Source organism: Paenibacillus sp. PastM-3 (assembly GCF_029893965.1).
In the GTDB taxonomy this organism is placed as follows: domain Bacteria; phylum Bacillota; class Bacilli; order Paenibacillales; family Paenibacillaceae; genus Paenibacillus_AQ.
Window position 1 is genome coordinate 104,659 of the sequence record NZ_JARXXP010000003.1, and the last position, 16,228, is coordinate 120,886.

14 protein-coding genes are annotated in these 16,228 nt (G+C 47.4%); 11 read left to right on the top strand and 3 right to left on the bottom strand.

Going from position 1 to position 16,228, the window contains the following annotated elements:
* Window positions 1-164: 164 nt before the first annotated feature.
* A complete protein-coding gene (locus tag M2108_RS07070) occupies window positions 165-1,580 on the bottom strand; it encodes a tagaturonate reductase (protein WP_277468667.1) in 1,416 nt (471 codons plus the stop codon).
* Window positions 1,581-1,729: 149 nt separating this feature from the next.
* Window positions 1,730-2,725, bottom strand: coding sequence for a LacI family DNA-binding transcriptional regulator (locus tag M2108_RS07075; RefSeq protein WP_277468666.1), 996 nt, complete (start codon window positions 2,723-2,725; stop codon window positions 1,730-1,732).
* A gap of 165 nt (window positions 2,726-2,890) precedes the next feature.
* Between M2108_RS07075 and M2108_RS07080 the strand changes: the two genes are divergently transcribed.
* The 11 genes from M2108_RS07080 to M2108_RS07130 all read left to right on the top strand — a co-directional run bounded on the left by M2108_RS07080 (window position 2,891) and on the right by M2108_RS07130 (window position 14,905).
* Complete coding sequence (locus M2108_RS07080) at window positions 2,891-3,844, top strand: pectinesterase family protein (RefSeq protein WP_277468665.1); 954 nt, start codon at window positions 2,891-2,893, stop codon at window positions 3,842-3,844.
* A 138-nt stretch (window positions 3,845-3,982) separates the two neighbouring features.
* Window positions 3,983-4,846 (top strand): MurR/RpiR family transcriptional regulator, encoded by an 864-nt coding sequence (locus M2108_RS07085; protein ID WP_277468664.1) that lies wholly within the window; start codon window positions 3,983-3,985, stop codon window positions 4,844-4,846.
* A gap of 355 nt (window positions 4,847-5,201) precedes the next feature.
* Window positions 5,202-6,107 carry an N-acetylmuramic acid 6-phosphate etherase gene (murQ, locus tag M2108_RS07090; protein WP_277468663.1) on the top strand — a complete coding sequence of 302 codons (906 nt, stop codon included), beginning with the start codon at window positions 5,202-5,204 and terminating at the stop codon, window positions 6,105-6,107.
* A 57-nt stretch (window positions 6,108-6,164) separates the two neighbouring features.
* Window positions 6,165-7,610: an ABC transporter substrate-binding protein gene (locus M2108_RS07095; RefSeq protein ID WP_277468662.1), complete on the top strand. Its 1,446-nt coding sequence runs from the start codon at window positions 6,165-6,167 to the stop codon at window positions 7,608-7,610.
* 107 nt (window positions 7,611-7,717) lie between these two features.
* Window positions 7,718-8,620: a carbohydrate ABC transporter permease gene (locus M2108_RS07100; RefSeq protein ID WP_277468661.1), complete on the top strand. Its 903-nt coding sequence runs from the start codon at window positions 7,718-7,720 to the stop codon at window positions 8,618-8,620.
* 17 nt (window positions 8,621-8,637) lie between these two features.
* Window positions 8,638-9,498, top strand: a complete 861-nt coding sequence (locus tag M2108_RS07105; protein ID WP_090712869.1) for a carbohydrate ABC transporter permease — start codon at window positions 8,638-8,640, stop codon at window positions 9,496-9,498.
* Window positions 9,499-9,845: 347 nt separating this feature from the next.
* Window positions 9,846-10,541, top strand: a complete 696-nt coding sequence (locus tag M2108_RS07110; RefSeq protein WP_348537398.1) for a GNAT family N-acetyltransferase — start codon at window positions 9,846-9,848, stop codon at window positions 10,539-10,541.
* 2 nt (window positions 10,542-10,543) lie between these two features.
* Window positions 10,544-11,248, top strand: coding sequence for a PIG-L deacetylase family protein (locus M2108_RS07115; protein WP_277468659.1), 705 nt, complete (start codon window positions 10,544-10,546; stop codon window positions 11,246-11,248).
* 1 nt (window position 11,249) lies between these two features.
* Window positions 11,250-12,392 carry an exo-beta-N-acetylmuramidase NamZ family protein gene (locus M2108_RS07120; RefSeq protein WP_277468764.1) on the top strand — a complete coding sequence of 381 codons (1,143 nt, stop codon included), beginning with the start codon at window positions 11,250-11,252 and terminating at the stop codon, window positions 12,390-12,392.
* Between the two features lie 17 nt (window positions 12,393-12,409).
* Window positions 12,410-13,972: a glycoside hydrolase family 3 protein gene (locus M2108_RS07125; RefSeq protein WP_280776943.1), complete on the top strand. Its 1,563-nt coding sequence runs from the start codon at window positions 12,410-12,412 to the stop codon at window positions 13,970-13,972.
* Window positions 13,973-13,984: 12 nt separating this feature from the next.
* On the top strand, window positions 13,985-14,905 hold the full coding sequence (locus tag M2108_RS07130; protein ID WP_277468657.1) for an N-acetylglucosamine kinase: 921 nt from the start codon (window positions 13,985-13,987) through the stop codon (window positions 14,903-14,905).
* A gap of 108 nt (window positions 14,906-15,013) precedes the next feature.
* Here M2108_RS07130 and M2108_RS07135 read toward each other — a convergent pair whose 3' ends face one another.
* Window positions 15,014-16,222 carry a GNAT family N-acetyltransferase gene (locus M2108_RS07135; protein WP_277468656.1) on the bottom strand — a complete coding sequence of 403 codons (1,209 nt, stop codon included), beginning with the start codon at window positions 16,220-16,222 and terminating at the stop codon, window positions 15,014-15,016.
* Between the last annotated feature and the right edge of the window lie 6 nt (window positions 16,223-16,228).

A 16,228-nucleotide genomic window follows, 5' to 3' on the forward strand; every position in this document is an offset into this window, starting at 1 on the left:
CCGATAAAGGCGCTGATGTCCGTTAGCCTTATTTAATATGAACTTTAGGAACAATAAGAGCATCTCAGTCCGTTAGATAGGGTTAAAGTTTTCGGGTTATCAGGTCCTGCTATTAATGAGGTATCAAAAGTACATCCGATTCCCGGCTAATTAAATCCGCTGTTCTATTGGTGCACAGCCTGCTGCAGCACCGCACGGCTGTCGGTGCGGTCAAGCTCCTGCAGCTTCGCGGCAACGCCGCCCTCCAGTCCGGGAACTAATGTCAGATCCTGGCCCCACAGGCTCTCATCGGCAAGGATGGTCTGCACGAAGCTGTCCGGATTGCTCCAGGCTTTGTCGAAGGCTTCCAGTACCTCAGCACCGTCTTGTCTGGCTACACGGTCTCCGCGGTAGCTGAGCAGCAGGGCGGCAAAGGCCAGCGTCATCAGCTCAGGCAGCTGTCCGCGCTCCTGGCGGTAGCGGAGCAGCACCGGCAGCAGCCGGGACTTGAACTTGGAAATGCTGTTCAGCGAGATGGATGCCAGCTCATGACGGACGAATGGATTTCTGAACCGCTCCAGTACGGCAGCGGAATAGGAGGACAGCTCCTCGGCAGGCAGATCCAGCATCGGGCTCAGCTCATCGTTCATCAGCTCCTGCACGAAGCGGAAGAAGGTCTCGTCGTTCATTACATCCTCGACCGTTTCCAGGCCGGCCATCATAGCCAGCGGAACCATTGCTGTATGCGGACCATTCAGCAGGTGAACTTTGCGCTCGCGGTACGGAGTCATATCGTCAGTGACGACTACGTTAAGTCCGGCCTGGGCGAGCGGCAGCTTCTCGGACAGCCATGCCGGTCCTTCAATAACCCAGAACAGGAATGGCTCGGCTGTAACGATCAGATTGTCTTTGTATCCCAGCTCCTCTTCCAGCTGGGCTGCCTTGTCACGCGGATAACCCGGTACGATCCGGTCTACCAGGCTGCAGCAGAAGGTGTTTTCTTCCACCAGCCATTTGTTAAAGTCTTCGCCCAGCTGCCACTCCGCAGCGTATTGCTGCACAATCTGCAGCAGCTTCTCGCCGTTGCGGTCGATCAGCTCGCAGGGAATAATGATGAAGCCCTTTTTGCCCAGCTCAAAGCGTTTGTGGAGCAGTGCGGTCAGCTTGGCCGGAAAGCTTTTCGGCGGTGTATCACCCAGATTGTCGCCGGCGCTGTAGGCAATGCCTGCTTCAGTTGTATTGGAAGTGATGAATTCCAGACCGTCATCCTCAGCCAGCGCCAGATAGGCAGCGTAATCGTCATAAAGGTTGATCACCCGGCTGACGCTCGTGATAATCTCCCGGGAGTTTACCGTCTGCTCCTGCATAATCCCGTTTAACAGCACGGTATAGAGGTTATCCTGCTCAGCCATCAGTCCGCCAAGCCCCTGGCCGATCGGCTGAACGAGCACCGCGCTGCCGTTAAACAGCCCCTGGTTGTTCATTTGCTGCAGCTGCCAGTCTACAAAGGCGCGCATAAAGTTGCCTTCGCCGAACTGGATCATCCGTTCAGGGTAGACGGGCAGGCCGGGCTGGGTGGTTCTGGATAGGCGGTTTGTCATGGTTTTCAACGTCTCCTTTAAATTTAAATAGATAAAGTTTAATAAATGCACACGTGAACATTTTTGTCAGGAAGAAACGGATTCACCCTGCTGAATGAGGGGGATCCGATTCTGCAAGAACAGAGATTTGCGGTATAAGCAAATGGGCCTCAGCGGTCTGCCACTGTATCGCGTACGACCAGCGACGTCTTGACAAACAGCTGCTGGGGCTTGGTGTCCGGCTGCAGCAGCAGCTGGATCAGCATCTTCGTGCCAAGCTCACTGATATCCGCAATCGGCTTGCGGACAGTGGTCAGGGCGGGATTCGTGTAGCGGGCAAACATAATATCGTCGAACCCGAGCAGCGAAATCTGCTGCGGAACGCTGATCTTATGGGCATAACAGGCATTCATGGCCCCGATGGCCATATCGTCATTGGAGCAAAAGACGGCGGCCGGAGGCTCAGGAAGACTGAGCAGCCGTGACATGGCGGCATAACCGCTCTCAATGCTGTAATCGCCCTGCACGAAATAATCTGAATTAAGCGGAATGCGGTGTGCGATCAGACTGTCCATAAAGCCCTGCTTGCGCTCGGTCGAGGACTTGAAGCCGGGTTTGCCTTCAATAATAGCAAGCTGCCGGTGCCCTTGGGATACCACGTAGTCGATGGCTTCCCTGACACCTTCGCGGTCGTTCGCCACCACGTTCATAATGCCGGGATCCTCCAGCTGGCGGTTCAGCACGACAAGCGGGATACCGATGGTTTTGACATGGTAAATAAAAGCATTATCCTCATCGCTCTGGCTCATGACTAGAATACCGTCAAAGCGCTGCGGCTGAATGTTGCCGAAATTACGTACCCCGTCAATCCCGTGGACGGTCAGATTGTAGTTCTCGTCCAGCGCATGGCTGATACCCTTGATGGCATCCACCAGGAAGCTTGACGAGGTTCCCTGATCAATACTGGAGAAGAACAGCCCGATGGTGAAGGAGCGTTTGGTAACGAGGCTCTTCGCATTGTAATTTGGCACATAGTTCATCTCGGCGGCGATCCGTTCAATCTTGTCGCGGGTGACTTTCTTGATCAGCGGGCTGCCGTTCAGCGCTCTGGACACCGTAGTATGGGAGACGCCTGCAACGCGTGCAATGTCTTTGATTGTTATCATAAGCTCTCCCCGGAAAAAAATGAATTGTTAACGATTCCAGTGTATTCCTCAAACCCTGCCAAGTCAAGGAAATACTGAAATGCACACGTTAAAATTTTTATTGGCACATCGATTAATAAAGCGCTATAATCAACTTGTTTGTGAACAAAACGGGAGGATATGACCATGTGGGTAGGAAAAGAGGCCTTTTGCGATTACCGGACAATCCAGGAAGCAGTGGATGAGCTTGAGCGCCGGTCCTTTCAGAAGCATGAGACACTGTATATTCTGTCAGGAGTGTATGAAGAGACGGTACGGATCTACCGTTCGGATCTGACCATTGCCGGGATCGGTGAAGTTGTCATTACGAATAACCGTTACGCCCGTCAGCCGGATGAGACCGGGGCAGAGCAGGGGACGTTTGCCACACCGACCCTGTTTTTGAACGGCAGCAGGCTGATTATCGAAAATCTGACTGTCGCCAATACCGCCGGGCAGGGTCCGGAGATCGGCCAGGCACTGGCCTTGTATGCCCATTGTGATGAGACCGTGTTCCGTAATTGTACATTCAAGGGGCACCAGGACACGATCTTTACCGGTCCGCTGCCTGCAGCGAACAAGCAAGGCGGCCCCTTTGGCGGTATTCCGCTGCGCGGGCGCCATGAGCAGTGCCGCCAGCTGTACTCCCGCTGCTATATTGAAGGGACAGTGGATTTTATTTTTGGCGGGGCAACCGCCTATTTCGAGCATTGTGAAATCCGCAGCCTGCGCTCCACCCATGACGGCGTCGGTTATGTAACGGCAGCGTCTACGCCTGAGAACCAGGCATACGGCTATGTATTCGAGGAGTGTCTGCTGACAGCCGGTGATGATGTCTCGGGCATCTATCTGGGGCGGCCTTGGCGCAGCTATGCGGCAACGGCCTTTGTAAATTGCCGTTTGGGGGCACATATTCACCCTGCCGGCTGGGATAACTGGGGCAACCCGGCCAATGAAGCAACTGTCCGTTACAGCGAATATGCAGCGTCAGGCATAAGAGAGCTGAGGGGGAAGCGTGTACCGTGGGCATATGTGGCCGGGGCAGGAGATGGTGCCCCGGATAAAGCGCAGGTCTTTGCCGGGACGGAGTTCTGGAGATGAGTGCATCAAGCAGGCCGGACAAGATCAGACTAATGATATGAATTTAAGTGTGTCAAAATGATAATGCTATTGAAATAGGTTGTCTATATTGTTTATGATAATACCTATGATGTTCATTAAATCTTGAGTAGGTAGATTATGAGTTTAAATGACAATATATTAATCAAGATTCGTGAAATGAGGGAAAGCTTTACTCCGGTTGAGCGGATGGTCGGGGATTATATCCTGGAAAATAAGGAAGAGATCCCCCATTTATCCATTAAGGAATTGGCCCAATCGAGTAAAACGAGCGATGCTTCGGTCCTGCGATTCTGTAAAACGATGGGCTACAGCGGATACCGCAATTTTATTGTGAGTATATCTGCTTCTTTGGGTTCCCGTGATGAGGATTCAAAGGCGCAGTATACAGATATTCAGCCTGGTGATGATCTCTCAACCATTATTTCAAATATTTCATTGAATAACGTCAAGTCTATTGAGGACACACTCAGTGTCGTTGACCGGAAAGAGATTGCACGGGCGGTAGAAGTACTGTGTCACAGTAAGAGAATTGTTTTCTTTGGGATAGGGGCTTCAGGAATCGTATGTATGGACGGGGAACAGAAATTCTCACGGATTAACAAGATGTGTCATGCGTATACGGATGGTCATAGTCAGCTCACTGCAGCAACCTTACTCGGGAAAGAAGATGTTGCCATTTTCATTTCTAACTCCGGGGCAACCAGTGATATTATTGATGCCCTGATCATTGCCCAGAAGAATAAAGCGACTTGTATTGCGATTACGAGATACAATAAAAGTGAGCTTGCAGTTCGGGCGGATATTGTTCTTAGTATATCTACACCTGAAATAACCATCCGCAGTGGTGCTATGGGCTCGCGCATTGCTATGCTGACGATTGTTGACATTTTATTTGCCGGTGTCGCAAGTGCAGAATATGAACAGGTGAAATCCTCATTAACCAAAACCCATAACATTTTGAAGAAAAAGCTCAGATATTAGTCTCTCATAGAATGGATTCAGAGAAGCATTGGTCGATCATCGATCAATGCTTATTTTAGTATGCCCGGCTTTCTTCGGCTATGTCAGATTATCTACATAACAAAACCATATGCTTTTAACTAGTCAAATGTTTAATTGAAACCTTCTTATTGTAAGCGCTTTATAATTGTGATATAACAGATTGTACAAGACTTTGAAATAAAAAACCGCAATAAAATTCTGTTATAAAAATTTATTTCAAAATCTATTGACGGTTTGTAGGATATATATTAGTATAAAAATTAATAAATGTATGATATTCTAACATCTATTGTAAAGTAATTGTTAGGTTATGCTGACAAGAAGGAGGATGACTATGAACGACTATCTTGCGGGATTAACAACTGAGGCTGTAAATCCAGACACCCTGTTGATTGATGAATGTACCACAGAACAAATGGTCCAGTTAATGAATCAACAAGATGCTCTGGTCTCCGGGGCTATCGCTAAGGAAATTCCGCAGATTGCAAGGGCGGTAGATGTTCTGCACCACAGATTGTCTGCTGGTGGAAGAATGTTGTATATAGGGGCCGGCACATCAGGAAGATTGGGTGTTTTGGATGCTTCCGAATGTCCTCCTACCTTTGGTACCGATCCCTCCCTGGTACAGGGGTATATCGCTGGGGGTGATATTGCTTTACGAAATGCGGTTGAAGGCTGTGAAGACGATGCTGATGAAGGGATCGCATTAATCGAAAGCATTGGTGTCACAGACAAAGATGTCCTAATTGGTATTTCGGCAAGCGGCAGTGCAAAGTTTGTTATTGCAGCTTTAACGAAGGCAAAAGAGCTGGGAGCAGCAACGATCGGTGTGTGCAATAACAAAGACTCGATGTTTGAACCTATTGTAGATATTTGTATTTCACCTGTTGTGGGGCCGGAGGTCATTAGCGGCTCGACCCGGTTAAAGGCAGGAACCGCTCAAAAGCTGGTGCTTAATATGCTGACCACATGCACCATGGTCAAGTTAGGGAAAACGTATAACAACTTAATGGTGGATTTAAAGGCGAGCAACGTTAAGCTGGTGGATCGTTCAATCCGTATTATCATGAGTACTACGGATGTAGACGCTTCAACCGCCGCAGAAACACTTGAAAAAGCAGGATTGAATTGTAAGCTGGCGATCATGATGATTAAAACGGGGTTAGATGCTAAGGCGGCAGGAGAGGCGCTTGATGCGAATGGCGGACAACTGAAACAGGCAATCTTATCATTTAATTAATAACCGAGAAGTGAAATGAGACGATGGATGCTTTTGAAAATTAAGGAGGCTGCCTCAATGAAAAAAAGAAGTGTATCCACTCTGCTTTTGTCAGCAATCATGATGGTATCGTTGTTATCCGCTTGTGGAGGAAACGCAAATAACACTGCTGATTCCGGAAACTCCGGAAGTGCAGGCAACAGCAGCGGCGGTGTGAAAAAAGATACGATAACCGCATTATTACCACCGGTTTCGGCAAATTACCAGGCACGTTTTGCAGATATGGAACAAGAATTTAATACACTGCATCCTAATTTGACTCTGAAAATCGAACCGGCGAGCTGGGAAGATATGACGCAAAAGCTTGATACTCAAGTAAATGCGGGTTCCCCTCCCGACATTGCCTGGATTGGTGCATCCGGACTTTCAAAATATGCAGCGCTGAGTGTACTGATCGACCTGAACACCGTACTATCTGATGAAATAAAGGCGGATTATGATGAAGTTCCAATGAAATATTTTCAATTAGGTGACGCTCAATACGGCCTGCCGGCATATATGGAAATCCACACTATTGGTGGGAACAAACAATTCCTTGAAGAAGCCGGGATTGATTGGAAAAGTATTCAGCAAAACGGCTGGACCTATGATGAGTTCCGGGATGCCATCTCAAAAGGCGTAGTGAAAAATGATAGCGGTGAAACTACCCGTTACGGTTTCGTGTTCGCCACATCCGGTGTGGCCTCTAAAGATTATCTGGCTATCCTTGCTAAAACGGCAGGTCTGCCGGATTACTTCGATAATGACCTGAAATACACATATACAAGCAAAAAATTCCTGGGTCTGCTGACAGCTATCCGTGAAATGATCGACGATGGTTCTATGCCTAAAGAGTTGAGTTCCATCGATGCCGGCAAACGCTGGAATATGTTCCTGACCGGTCAGACGATGATCACTGGTAAAGGTTTATCTGCATTTGAAAACTCCGCCCGTCTGAACAATGAGAAGATTAAAGCGAACGATGGTTCGGCTGTTGCAAATTCTATTGAAGTGGATTACATTTCGCTTCCAGTCCCAACCTTCAACGGTGCCGATTATATTCCTACTTCCATAGTAGATGGTTACATCGCACTGCGTGGTAAAAAAGAACCTTCAGAAGAACATGTCAAAAATATCGCCCTGGCGATGAACTTCCTGTCTTCCGGTTCCATTGCTGCTAACTATAGTAACGAGCTGTTCTTAACACCTATTACAGAGTCCGGACGTAAGGCAGAAGTACTGGAAAAATTCCCTCGTAACGAAGATAACGTTGCTGCAGGTGAAGCTATGATGGCCAAGGCGCTCCCGGCCCGTACAGATATTCCTACAGATCTGGCTGCAGAAGCTATCAAAATTGAAACAGAAGTTATTATTCCTAAACTGCAAGCCTTACTTGCCGATGAAATTACCCCGCAAGAGATGTACGATGCAGTTAAAGCAGCTGCCGTCAAATCCTTCGGTGAAGATGGTGTTGTAGTTGACTAGATTGTCTTAGAAAGGCATGCGAAAGCTGTACGTAACTGGAACGTACAGCTTTCCTTCTGAATGTAGTCAGCAGCTGGTATTTTTTTGAAGAAGAGAGGTGCGGCCCAATGAATCAAATGTTGACCAAAAGAAAAAAGTTGAAGCTTGAAAGTGACTCTGGTTGGGGATACGCGTTTATCGCAGTAGCACTTATTGCGTTTTCTTTATTTACCGCCTATCCGGTAATCAATGCATTTATAATCAGCCTGCAGGAATATGGTCCATTGGGGTCCACTTACGTAGGTCTGGAGAACTTTGTTAATTCCTTTGCAGATGAACTGTTCTGGAAAGCACTGAAAAATACATTAGTATATACGCTGTTAACAGTTCCGTTTAATATTTTTCTGTCATTTCTGATTGCTATTTTAATTATGCCTTTCAAGAAAAAAACACAGTCGATCTTTAAAGCGGTATATTATTTGCCGGCTGTAGCATCAGGTGTATCTCTTGCTGTTGTATGGCTGTGGATCTTCGATCCGTTAAAATCGGGTATTGCCAATCAGCTGGTGGGCCTTTTTGGTATCGATAATCAGAACTGGCTTGGTTCCAGCGCAACTTCCATGTTTTCACTTGTATTAATGTCCTGGTTGTCGAGTCACGGTACAGCCATTATTATCTACCTGGCGGCCTTGCTCAGTATTGATAACAGCTATTATGAAGCGGCAGACATTGACGGCGCAACTTTTTTGCAAAAGCTGTGGTTTATCGTCATCCCTTTCCTTAAGCCAACAACGCTATTCCTGCTGGTTACAGGGGTCATCGGTTCCTTCCAGGTGTTCCAGAATGCGTATCTGATGACCGGCGGCGGACCAGACCATGCAACAACCATGGTGGGATTGTTGATTTTTAACAATGCGTTCACATATTTCGAATTTGGTGAGGCGGCGGCCCAGTCCTTACTTCTGGCAGCGGTTATTGCTTTGATCTCATTCGTTCAATTTAAGTTTTTAGGTAAAGACATAGAATACTAGGAAAGGGGCAGAAACCTATGGGTTTGTATAACAATAACATAAAAAGCAATGGGTCTCTGTTCGCCCGTAATGGTCTGATCATTACGTGCCTTCTCCTGTTTGCCGCAGCGACCATTTTCCCGATATACTTTATGATCATTTCCTCGTTCGGCGATCCGGTGGAAGCCGGTGCAATGAGCTATTCGATCCTCCCGTCGAAAATTTCTTTTGAGTCTTATAAATTCTTCTTTAACTTCAGCTCCCATTCCTGGGATTGGTTAATAAATTCCTTTATCGTAGCAGCCTGTATTACGGTGTCTAACGTATTTTTCGCTACGCTGGCAGGATATGCTTTTGCCAAAATGAGATTTAAAGGAAAAGGTATTTTGTTTGCTATTCTGCTGGGGTCTATGATGATCCCTACACAAGTAACACAGGTTCCGCTATATATATTGATCGTAAATGTTTTTGAATTGCAAAATACGTATACAGCATTAATTATGCCAAGCTTAGTGACCGTGTATAACATATTCCTGGTTAAGCAGTTCATGTCTTCCATTCCGGTTGAAATTATTGAGGCTGCGAAAATCGAGGGTTGCTCTCAACCTAAAATCTTTTGGCATATCATTATGCCTTTATCCAAAACCGTTATGGCAGTACTGGCGATTCTGACGTTTATGGCAGCATGGAATGACTTCTTCTGGCCGTTTCTGGTCACCAATACGATGGACATGCAGACGATTCAGGTGGGCCTCAAAAACTTCCGCTTTGCCAATACAACTTACTTTGCGCCTATGATGGCCGGTGCAACCATTTCTGCCGTTCCGATGTTTATTTTGTTCTTCAGCCTGCAAAAGTATTTCCTTGAAGGGGTAGCGGTCGGAGCGGTGAAAGGGTAATGGGCAGCTCGTCGAAAGTCGATGTAACTTACCTGGTCGGCCTGATGTCGGGCACAGCCTGGGAGGTTTGAATAATGCAAATCAGACCCTTCTCCATGGAAGATCTTTCTGCAGTTGTGGCACTCTGGAACCGGCAGGCTACCCGATATGATTACAAGCCGTTTACCGAACGGGAATTTCAGGACACCTTCATCAATCATACTTATTTCGATGCGGAGTGTATATGGGTAGGCTGCAATGAAAAAGGCGTGGCTGGTTTTGCAGCCGGCTGCAGCGGGGAGAATCTCCCGCTTGGCGATGTGGCCGGTTATATTACGTGCGTTATTATGGATTCCGAGGCTGCTTCTATGGAACTGTACGACGCTTTTGTACGGCGTATGGAAGCAAGATTCCGCCAGCTTGGGAAAAGACAGGCGGAAGTATTGTTTTTTAACCCTGTGAAGCTGAAATGGAATATTCCAAGTGCGCCGCAGCATGAACACAATAATGCCCCGGGCATTAGTAAGGACCAGCCATTATATGCTGCTTTAATCGCCAGAGGGTATGTAGACCGGGCGACACAATGCGGTATGTACTTGAGGCTGGGAAATTTCAGTATTCCTGAAGATATTGCAGGCAAAGAAAGAAAAGCAAACCGGGAAGGCTATCGGGTTGCTCTTTATGCCCCCGCCGTTCATAAAGGGCTTGAATCCATGCTTGCTGCCCTGCAGAATCCGCAGTGGGAAAAGGATGTAGTGGCTTATGTGAGGGATGGCGAACCTCTTGTGGCGGCTGTGTATGGCGATGAGGTTGTTGGTTTTGCAGGTCCCATTATTTTAGAGCCGGATGGCCGGGCCTTTTTTTGCGGAATCGGGGTGCACCCGGAGTATGAGGGGCATGGTCTCGGCAGTGTATTGTTTTTCCGGATGGTCGAAGCTTTTCAAAATGCGGGCTGTCAATATATCTCTTTATTTACTGGCAGTAATAACCCGGCTCTTCGAATCTATCAAAAAGCAGGATTTCATGTTGAAAAACAATTTTCCATATTGCGGAGGGAGCTATAAGGATGAGCGGAACGTTGACAGTCTTAGCTATTGGCGCGCATGTCGGCGATGTGGAATTGGCATCCGGCGGTGTGCTGGCCAGCCATAGCTTGAAGGGAGACCGTATTGTAACACTGGCTTTAACTCCAGGTGAAAGAGGCGTGCCGGCCGGGCAGGATATGAACGAGTACCGTCAGCAAAAAGTGAAAGAGGCGGAAAGTTTTGCTGGTATGCTGGGCGGTGAGGCTGTTGTATTTGATTATTGTGACGGAGAGCTGCCTGACCATCAGCAGATTCGTATGGAAGTCTGCGATGTAATCCGGCGCGTGAAGCCCGACATTATCATAACCCATTGGAAAAACAGCATGCACAAGGATCATGCACTGACCCATCATATCGTGGGCGATGCAAGGTTCTTTGCAAGCCTGTCCTCCTTTGAGCGTGAGCTTCCCGCCCACTTTGCAGCCAAGCTGTACTATTCGGAAAACTGGGAAGATGCCGTGGACTTTGTCCCATATGTATATGTGGATTTTGATCAGGCGGCCTATGATTTATGGATTGAGGCTCTAAGCCGGCATTGGTTTGTGACGAACAGCAAATCTTTTAAATATATGGATTACTATAAAGCATTGGCGGTTGTCCGGGGCTGTGAAGCAAGAAAAACGTATGCCGAAGCCTTCATGGTGCCTGCTGAGACGATGAAGATCAGACAGCCGGGTCTTGCGTAGCATGGTGTTAAACGGGATCGACTCTATTGCAAAGTATCTTCATCTGTTTGAAGGCAAGCGTGTGGGGTTAATTACGGCGCCGACAGGGCTCACCAAAGACTTTAGATCAACCATTACGATATTGCATGAACATTGTAATCTTACTGCAATGTTCTCGCCCGAACACGGTGTCCGCGGAGATTTGGACGCAGGAGCATTAGTAGAGACGTATACGGACCCTTATACCAACGTTCCGGTCTACAGCCTGTACCGGAAAGATTCCAAACGTTTAACAAAGGAAATGCTGGATAAAGTAGATATCCTTGTGTATGATATCCAGGATATTGGTGTGCGGTATTATACCTTCATATATACGATGCTGTATGCCCTTGAGGATTGTGCTCAGGCCGGCGTGGAGTTTGTTGTACTTGATCGTGTAAATCCGCTGAACGGAGTAAATGTGGAAGGGAATATATTAAAGCCTGAATTCAGATCGTTTGTCGGGAATTATGAGCTGGCTGTCCGGTATGGCCTGACAGCAGGTGAAGTAGCCGTGATGGCAAATGATCAAATGAACTGGAAGACGTCCCTTCATATCGTGCGTCTGGAGGGCTGGGAACGGAGTATGTCCTTCCCGGATACCGCTCTGACCTGGATTCATCCTTCACTTGGAATCCCCCGGTATGAAACAGCTTTGTTATATACAGGCACATGTTTATTTGAAGGCACTAACTGCTCCGAAGGACGGGGTACAACGTTCCCCTTTGAAATGATCGGGGCCCCCTTCATTCAGGCACAGCAGCTGGCAGAGGAGATGAACGCCAGACGAATTCCAGGGGTTTACTTCCGTCCTGTTCATTTCAAGCCAACGTCATCCAAGCATTCAGGGGAGCTATGCGGCGGAGTACAAATATATATTACAGATCCTCAAGTGATGAAGCCGTTAGAAGTTGGCGTAACCTTATTATTTACGATAAGAGATTTGTATGAGCAATTCGCATTTCTGCCCCCTGTGAAGGAGGGCTCACGCCCGTTTATTGATTTGCTGGGCGGAAACAGCATCTATCGTACGGAAGAGATTCAGGCAAAGCAGCTGCTGGAACAGTTTGAAGAGGAAAGCAGGCAATTTGCAGTTATGAAACAGCAGTATCATTTATATCACTAGCGGATGGTGAGCAATGGATGAAAACGATAGAACAAATGAGCTTACGCGAAAAAATCGGGCAAATGTTCGTAACAGGCTTCCCGTCAACGGAGATATCCCCCGAACTGAAGGAAGTCATTGAGCAGTATAAAGTCGGCAATATTATTTTATTCTCACATAATATCAGTAATAAATATCAATTAGGCGGGCTTGTAACAGAGCTGCAGCAATGGTTCACCGCACATACAGGCATCCCGGGCTTTATTACGATTGACCAGGAGGGCGGCCGGGTTACCCGAATGCCCAAGGACGCGACGAATGTAGCGGGAGCCATGGCGATTGCCTCTTCAGGACGCCCTGAAAATGCTTATGCAGCAGGCAGAATAACCGCCAGGGAATTAAAAGCATTAGGTATTAATTTCAATCTTGCGCCTGTGATGGACGTGACCAATAATGCTTTGAATCCGGTGATCAATGTTCGCTCTTACGGGGATTCTGCTGAGACAGTAGCGCAGTACGGGATTCAAATGATGAAGGGCTTGCTCGATGGAGGTGTAATGTCCTCGCTGAAGCATTTTCCGGGTCATGGAGATACCAATGTCGATTCGCATATTGGCTTGCCTGTAATTAATAAAACGGTTGAGGAATTAGAGCAGCTTGAACTGCTGCCGTTTATGGCCGCAATCGGGCAGGGTGCCCAGGCCATCATGAGCGCACATATTTTATTCCCGCAAATCGAAAAGTCCGGTGTGCCGGGAACGATGTCTTATACGATTATTACAGAGCTGCTCAAAGAGAAATTGGGATTTAACGGACTGATTGTATCCGATTGTCTGGAAATGGATGCGATTAAACGTTATTACGGGACGGCAAAAGGTGCATTGGAAGCCATTAAAGCAGGTATTGATCTGGTGTTCATCAGTCACACGCCTGCAGCGGTTAAAGAAGCGGTTCATTTAATAGAAGAGGCTGTGGGGGCCGGTGATTTGGGTGAAGCGGTTATTGATGCGGCTGTGGCCAAAATTTTAGCCTATAAAGCCCGGTATGCGGTTATTGAGGAGCCTGATTACGGAGTGGTTGGCTGCGGGGTTCACCGCCGGGCGAATGAGCTGATGCGTACGGAAACCATTTGCCGTATTAAAGGTGAAATTGAGCCTGTTCAAGCAGGTAATAAGCAGGTATTATTTATGGGCTCCCATTCCTACCGGACCGATCTTGCCTCCAGCAGCGTGAATCAAGAGCTTAGTTTTCCCCAGTATATGGGGGAGTATTTTGATGCAGCGTATGAGATGATCAGCATTGATCCGAGCGAGGAGCAAATGAACGCTGTGCTGCAAAAGGCTGAAGGCTACAAGCATGTTATAATCGGGCTGTTCAATGCGCGTGAAAATACAGGTCAGCTGGCGCTTGTACAGAAGCTTTTGGCAGCAGACTGTAAAGTAACGGCGATTACATTAGGCCGGCCTTATGATTTGTCATTAATCGAAGGTGAGTTCTGCGGCATTGCGGCATTTGAATATACCCCGGAGGCATTCAAAGCCCTTATTCCCATCCTGAATGGTGAGGTAACACCGGCTGCCAGCATTACGATTCAGCTTTAGGGGGACATAAGTATGGCGTTTATTGTTGGAATTGACGGGGGCGGCACCAAGACAGCCGTTACTGTTGCACATGGCGATACTGAAGAGATTTTACTAACCTTTACTGTAGGGCCTATTAATTATAACGGCGGTGACGCCGAGGCTATTGCAGCCTCTTTTGAGGAGATTTTTAATCGGACGAAGCTCTGCTGCACCCATTTAGAGGAAGTTATTCATGTATGTATAGGAGCGGCAGGAGTAAGCAATCCGGTAGTAGCCCGTTTTTTGGAGAAGCAGGTGAGAGATAATGGTTACATAGGGCCTTTAACGATTACCGGTGATCAGGAAACAGCGTTATATGGAGCGCAAAATGCGATGCGAGGCATTATTCTCATTGCCGGTACAGGTTCCATTTGCTTCGGGGTTAATGAAAAGGGAGAGCAGCATCGCACAGGAGGCTTTGGTCATCTGATTGATGATGAGGGAAGCGGCTATTGCATCGGGCGCGATCTCTTGTCCATACTGGTTCAGGCAGAGGACGGAAGAATGGCGGATACGATCATTCCAGCGCTGGTATACGAGCGGCTTGGACTTGGCACTGTACAAGAAGTTATTGGTTTTGTCTATCACAAAAACACAACGAAAAAAGATATTGCACAGCTCGCCCCGATTATGACGGCAGCATGCGAGCTGGGGGATGCAGAGGCGCTAAAACTTGCGGAGCAATGTGCAGCTAGTCTATTAGAGCTTGTGGTTCCTGTTATTGAAAGGCTGAAATTATATGAAAGCCCGATTGCAATTGCCGGAAGCGTGCTGCAAAAATCCCGTTTTGTAAAAGAAGCATTAGAGCGGAAGCTTGCCCAAAGCTACCCGCAGACAAAGCTAATCTTGCCTATTAAGAATGCAGCCTATGGTGCTGTTTTGCTTGGAAGATCAAAAATGATTAACGATTAATTGCTGGTATGAAGCAAAAGAAGGGTGTGTCATAAGTCCGGCAATTTTGGACTTGCGGCACACCCCCTTTTTATGCCCTTAAGCAACACCGGTTGAAAATGAAACGGTTTAAAACTTGTCAGTCAAATAAAACACGGCTTGCTGTTTCGGGAACAGGGCTTGCAAAATATCGGCATGTTCAGCAGCTTCTTCAACTGTGCCTTCCGCAGGGTAGCCGAATATCATATAAGTGATCAGATTACGTTCATCCACTTCTATCGAAACATAGGAACCGGCAGGAATATCCTCGGAAACGGAAAGCCGCTTATGACGGTAATCAAGGCAGATCCGCTCCTCTCCGCATTGAAGCGCTATGAACAGCTCTTCATCTGCCATCAAGTCATTACCGTTAAGACGATACTCTAATTCAGGCTGAAGCTTGCGGAACGTAGAATACAGGTTGATCATTTTCCACATCGCAATATGGATTGGAACGGGCTCTGCCTGATGCTGCTGATAATAGGAATATAGCTTATGATCCTCCGGCAGCATCGCTAAGATTTGCTTGGCCTTCGGGCGGAGCCGGCAACATTCATGAAACAAGTATTCTACCCCGTCCGCCGCTTCATCCAAATAGATGAATTCGTTGATAAATACCTGTTCGGTGTCCTTTTTTTCAATAATGCCGTAGGCTACAATTTTATTATTTTGCTGAAGCAGCAGACAGTCAGCCTTTTTCCATTCCGGCCAGTGTATCAGATCCTTCCAGTAGTTTTCATTACGTACTACCGTATAGGTGCGGCTTAGATTAAATTGATCATAGATTGAGCGGATATCATCAAGATAACGGGGCTCAAAAGGAATAATGTCGTAACCGTCCGGCTGCTCACAACCCGGCTGCTTCTCAACAGCGTAAGCAGTCTCGGGAACAAGTCTCCAGCCGGCCTTCTCATAAAATGCGTGCTTACTGGCCAAAAGTAAACTTATATCATAACCGGCTTCTCTCATATAGTCCGTTTGTGCAGCAAGAATTTTGTGAGTAAGTCCCATGCCGCGGTAATTCGGATCTGCAGCGACGCTGCCCATTGCACCCGTCTGCAAGACCGCTTGGCCGACTCTGACAGAGAGCGGAAAGATTTGAACATTGGCAGTAATCTTGCCGTCGACTGTCGTAAACCATGTAGTATCCGGATCATATGTGCTGTCTAGATCTAATCTTTCCTGAAAATAAGCCCGGCCTACGGAAAAACATTCATCCAAAATATCGTAAATCTTCTCAAGCTGATCTCTGGTGGGACGGTTCGTTACGATGATCTTTCTGTCTGAAGCTGTCGTCATCTTTCA

Bases quoted from the DNA above. Each gene is read 5' to 3' on its own strand.
- M2108_RS07130 (WP_277468657.1), top strand. From the start codon at position 13,985: ATGGCGTTTATTGTTGGAATTGACGGGGGCGGCACCAAGACAGCCGTT.
- murQ (WP_277468663.1), top strand. From the start codon at position 5,202: ATGAACGACTATCTTGCGGGATTAACAACTGAGGCTGTAAATCCAGAC.
- M2108_RS07125 (WP_280776943.1), top strand. From the start codon at position 12,410: ATGAAAACGATAGAACAAATGAGCTTACGCGAAAAAATCGGGCAAATG.
- M2108_RS07110 (WP_348537398.1), top strand. From the start codon at position 9,846: ATGGAACTGTACGACGCTTTTGTACGGCGTATGGAAGCAAGATTCCGC.
- M2108_RS07100 (WP_277468661.1), top strand. From the start codon at position 7,718: ATGAATCAAATGTTGACCAAAAGAAAAAAGTTGAAGCTTGAAAGTGAC.
- M2108_RS07085 (WP_277468664.1), top strand. From the start codon at position 3,983: ATGAGTTTAAATGACAATATATTAATCAAGATTCGTGAAATGAGGGAA.
- M2108_RS07135 (WP_277468656.1), bottom strand. From the start codon at position 16,222: ATGACGACAGCTTCAGACAGAAAGATCATCGTAACGAACCGTCCCACC.
- M2108_RS07095 (WP_277468662.1), top strand. From the start codon at position 6,165: ATGAAAAAAAGAAGTGTATCCACTCTGCTTTTGTCAGCAATCATGATG.
- M2108_RS07105 (WP_090712869.1), top strand. From the start codon at position 8,638: ATGGGTTTGTATAACAATAACATAAAAAGCAATGGGTCTCTGTTCGCC.
- M2108_RS07115 (WP_277468659.1), top strand. From the start codon at position 10,544: ATGAGCGGAACGTTGACAGTCTTAGCTATTGGCGCGCATGTCGGCGAT.
- M2108_RS07075 (WP_277468666.1), bottom strand. From the start codon at position 2,725: ATGATAACAATCAAAGACATTGCACGCGTTGCAGGCGTCTCCCATACT.
- M2108_RS07120 (WP_277468764.1), top strand. From the start codon at position 11,250: ATGGTGTTAAACGGGATCGACTCTATTGCAAAGTATCTTCATCTGTTT.
- M2108_RS07070 (WP_277468667.1), bottom strand. From the start codon at position 1,580: ATGACAAACCGCCTATCCAGAACCACCCAGCCCGGCCTGCCCGTCTAC.
- M2108_RS07080 (WP_277468665.1), top strand. From the start codon at position 2,891: ATGTGGGTAGGAAAAGAGGCCTTTTGCGATTACCGGACAATCCAGGAA.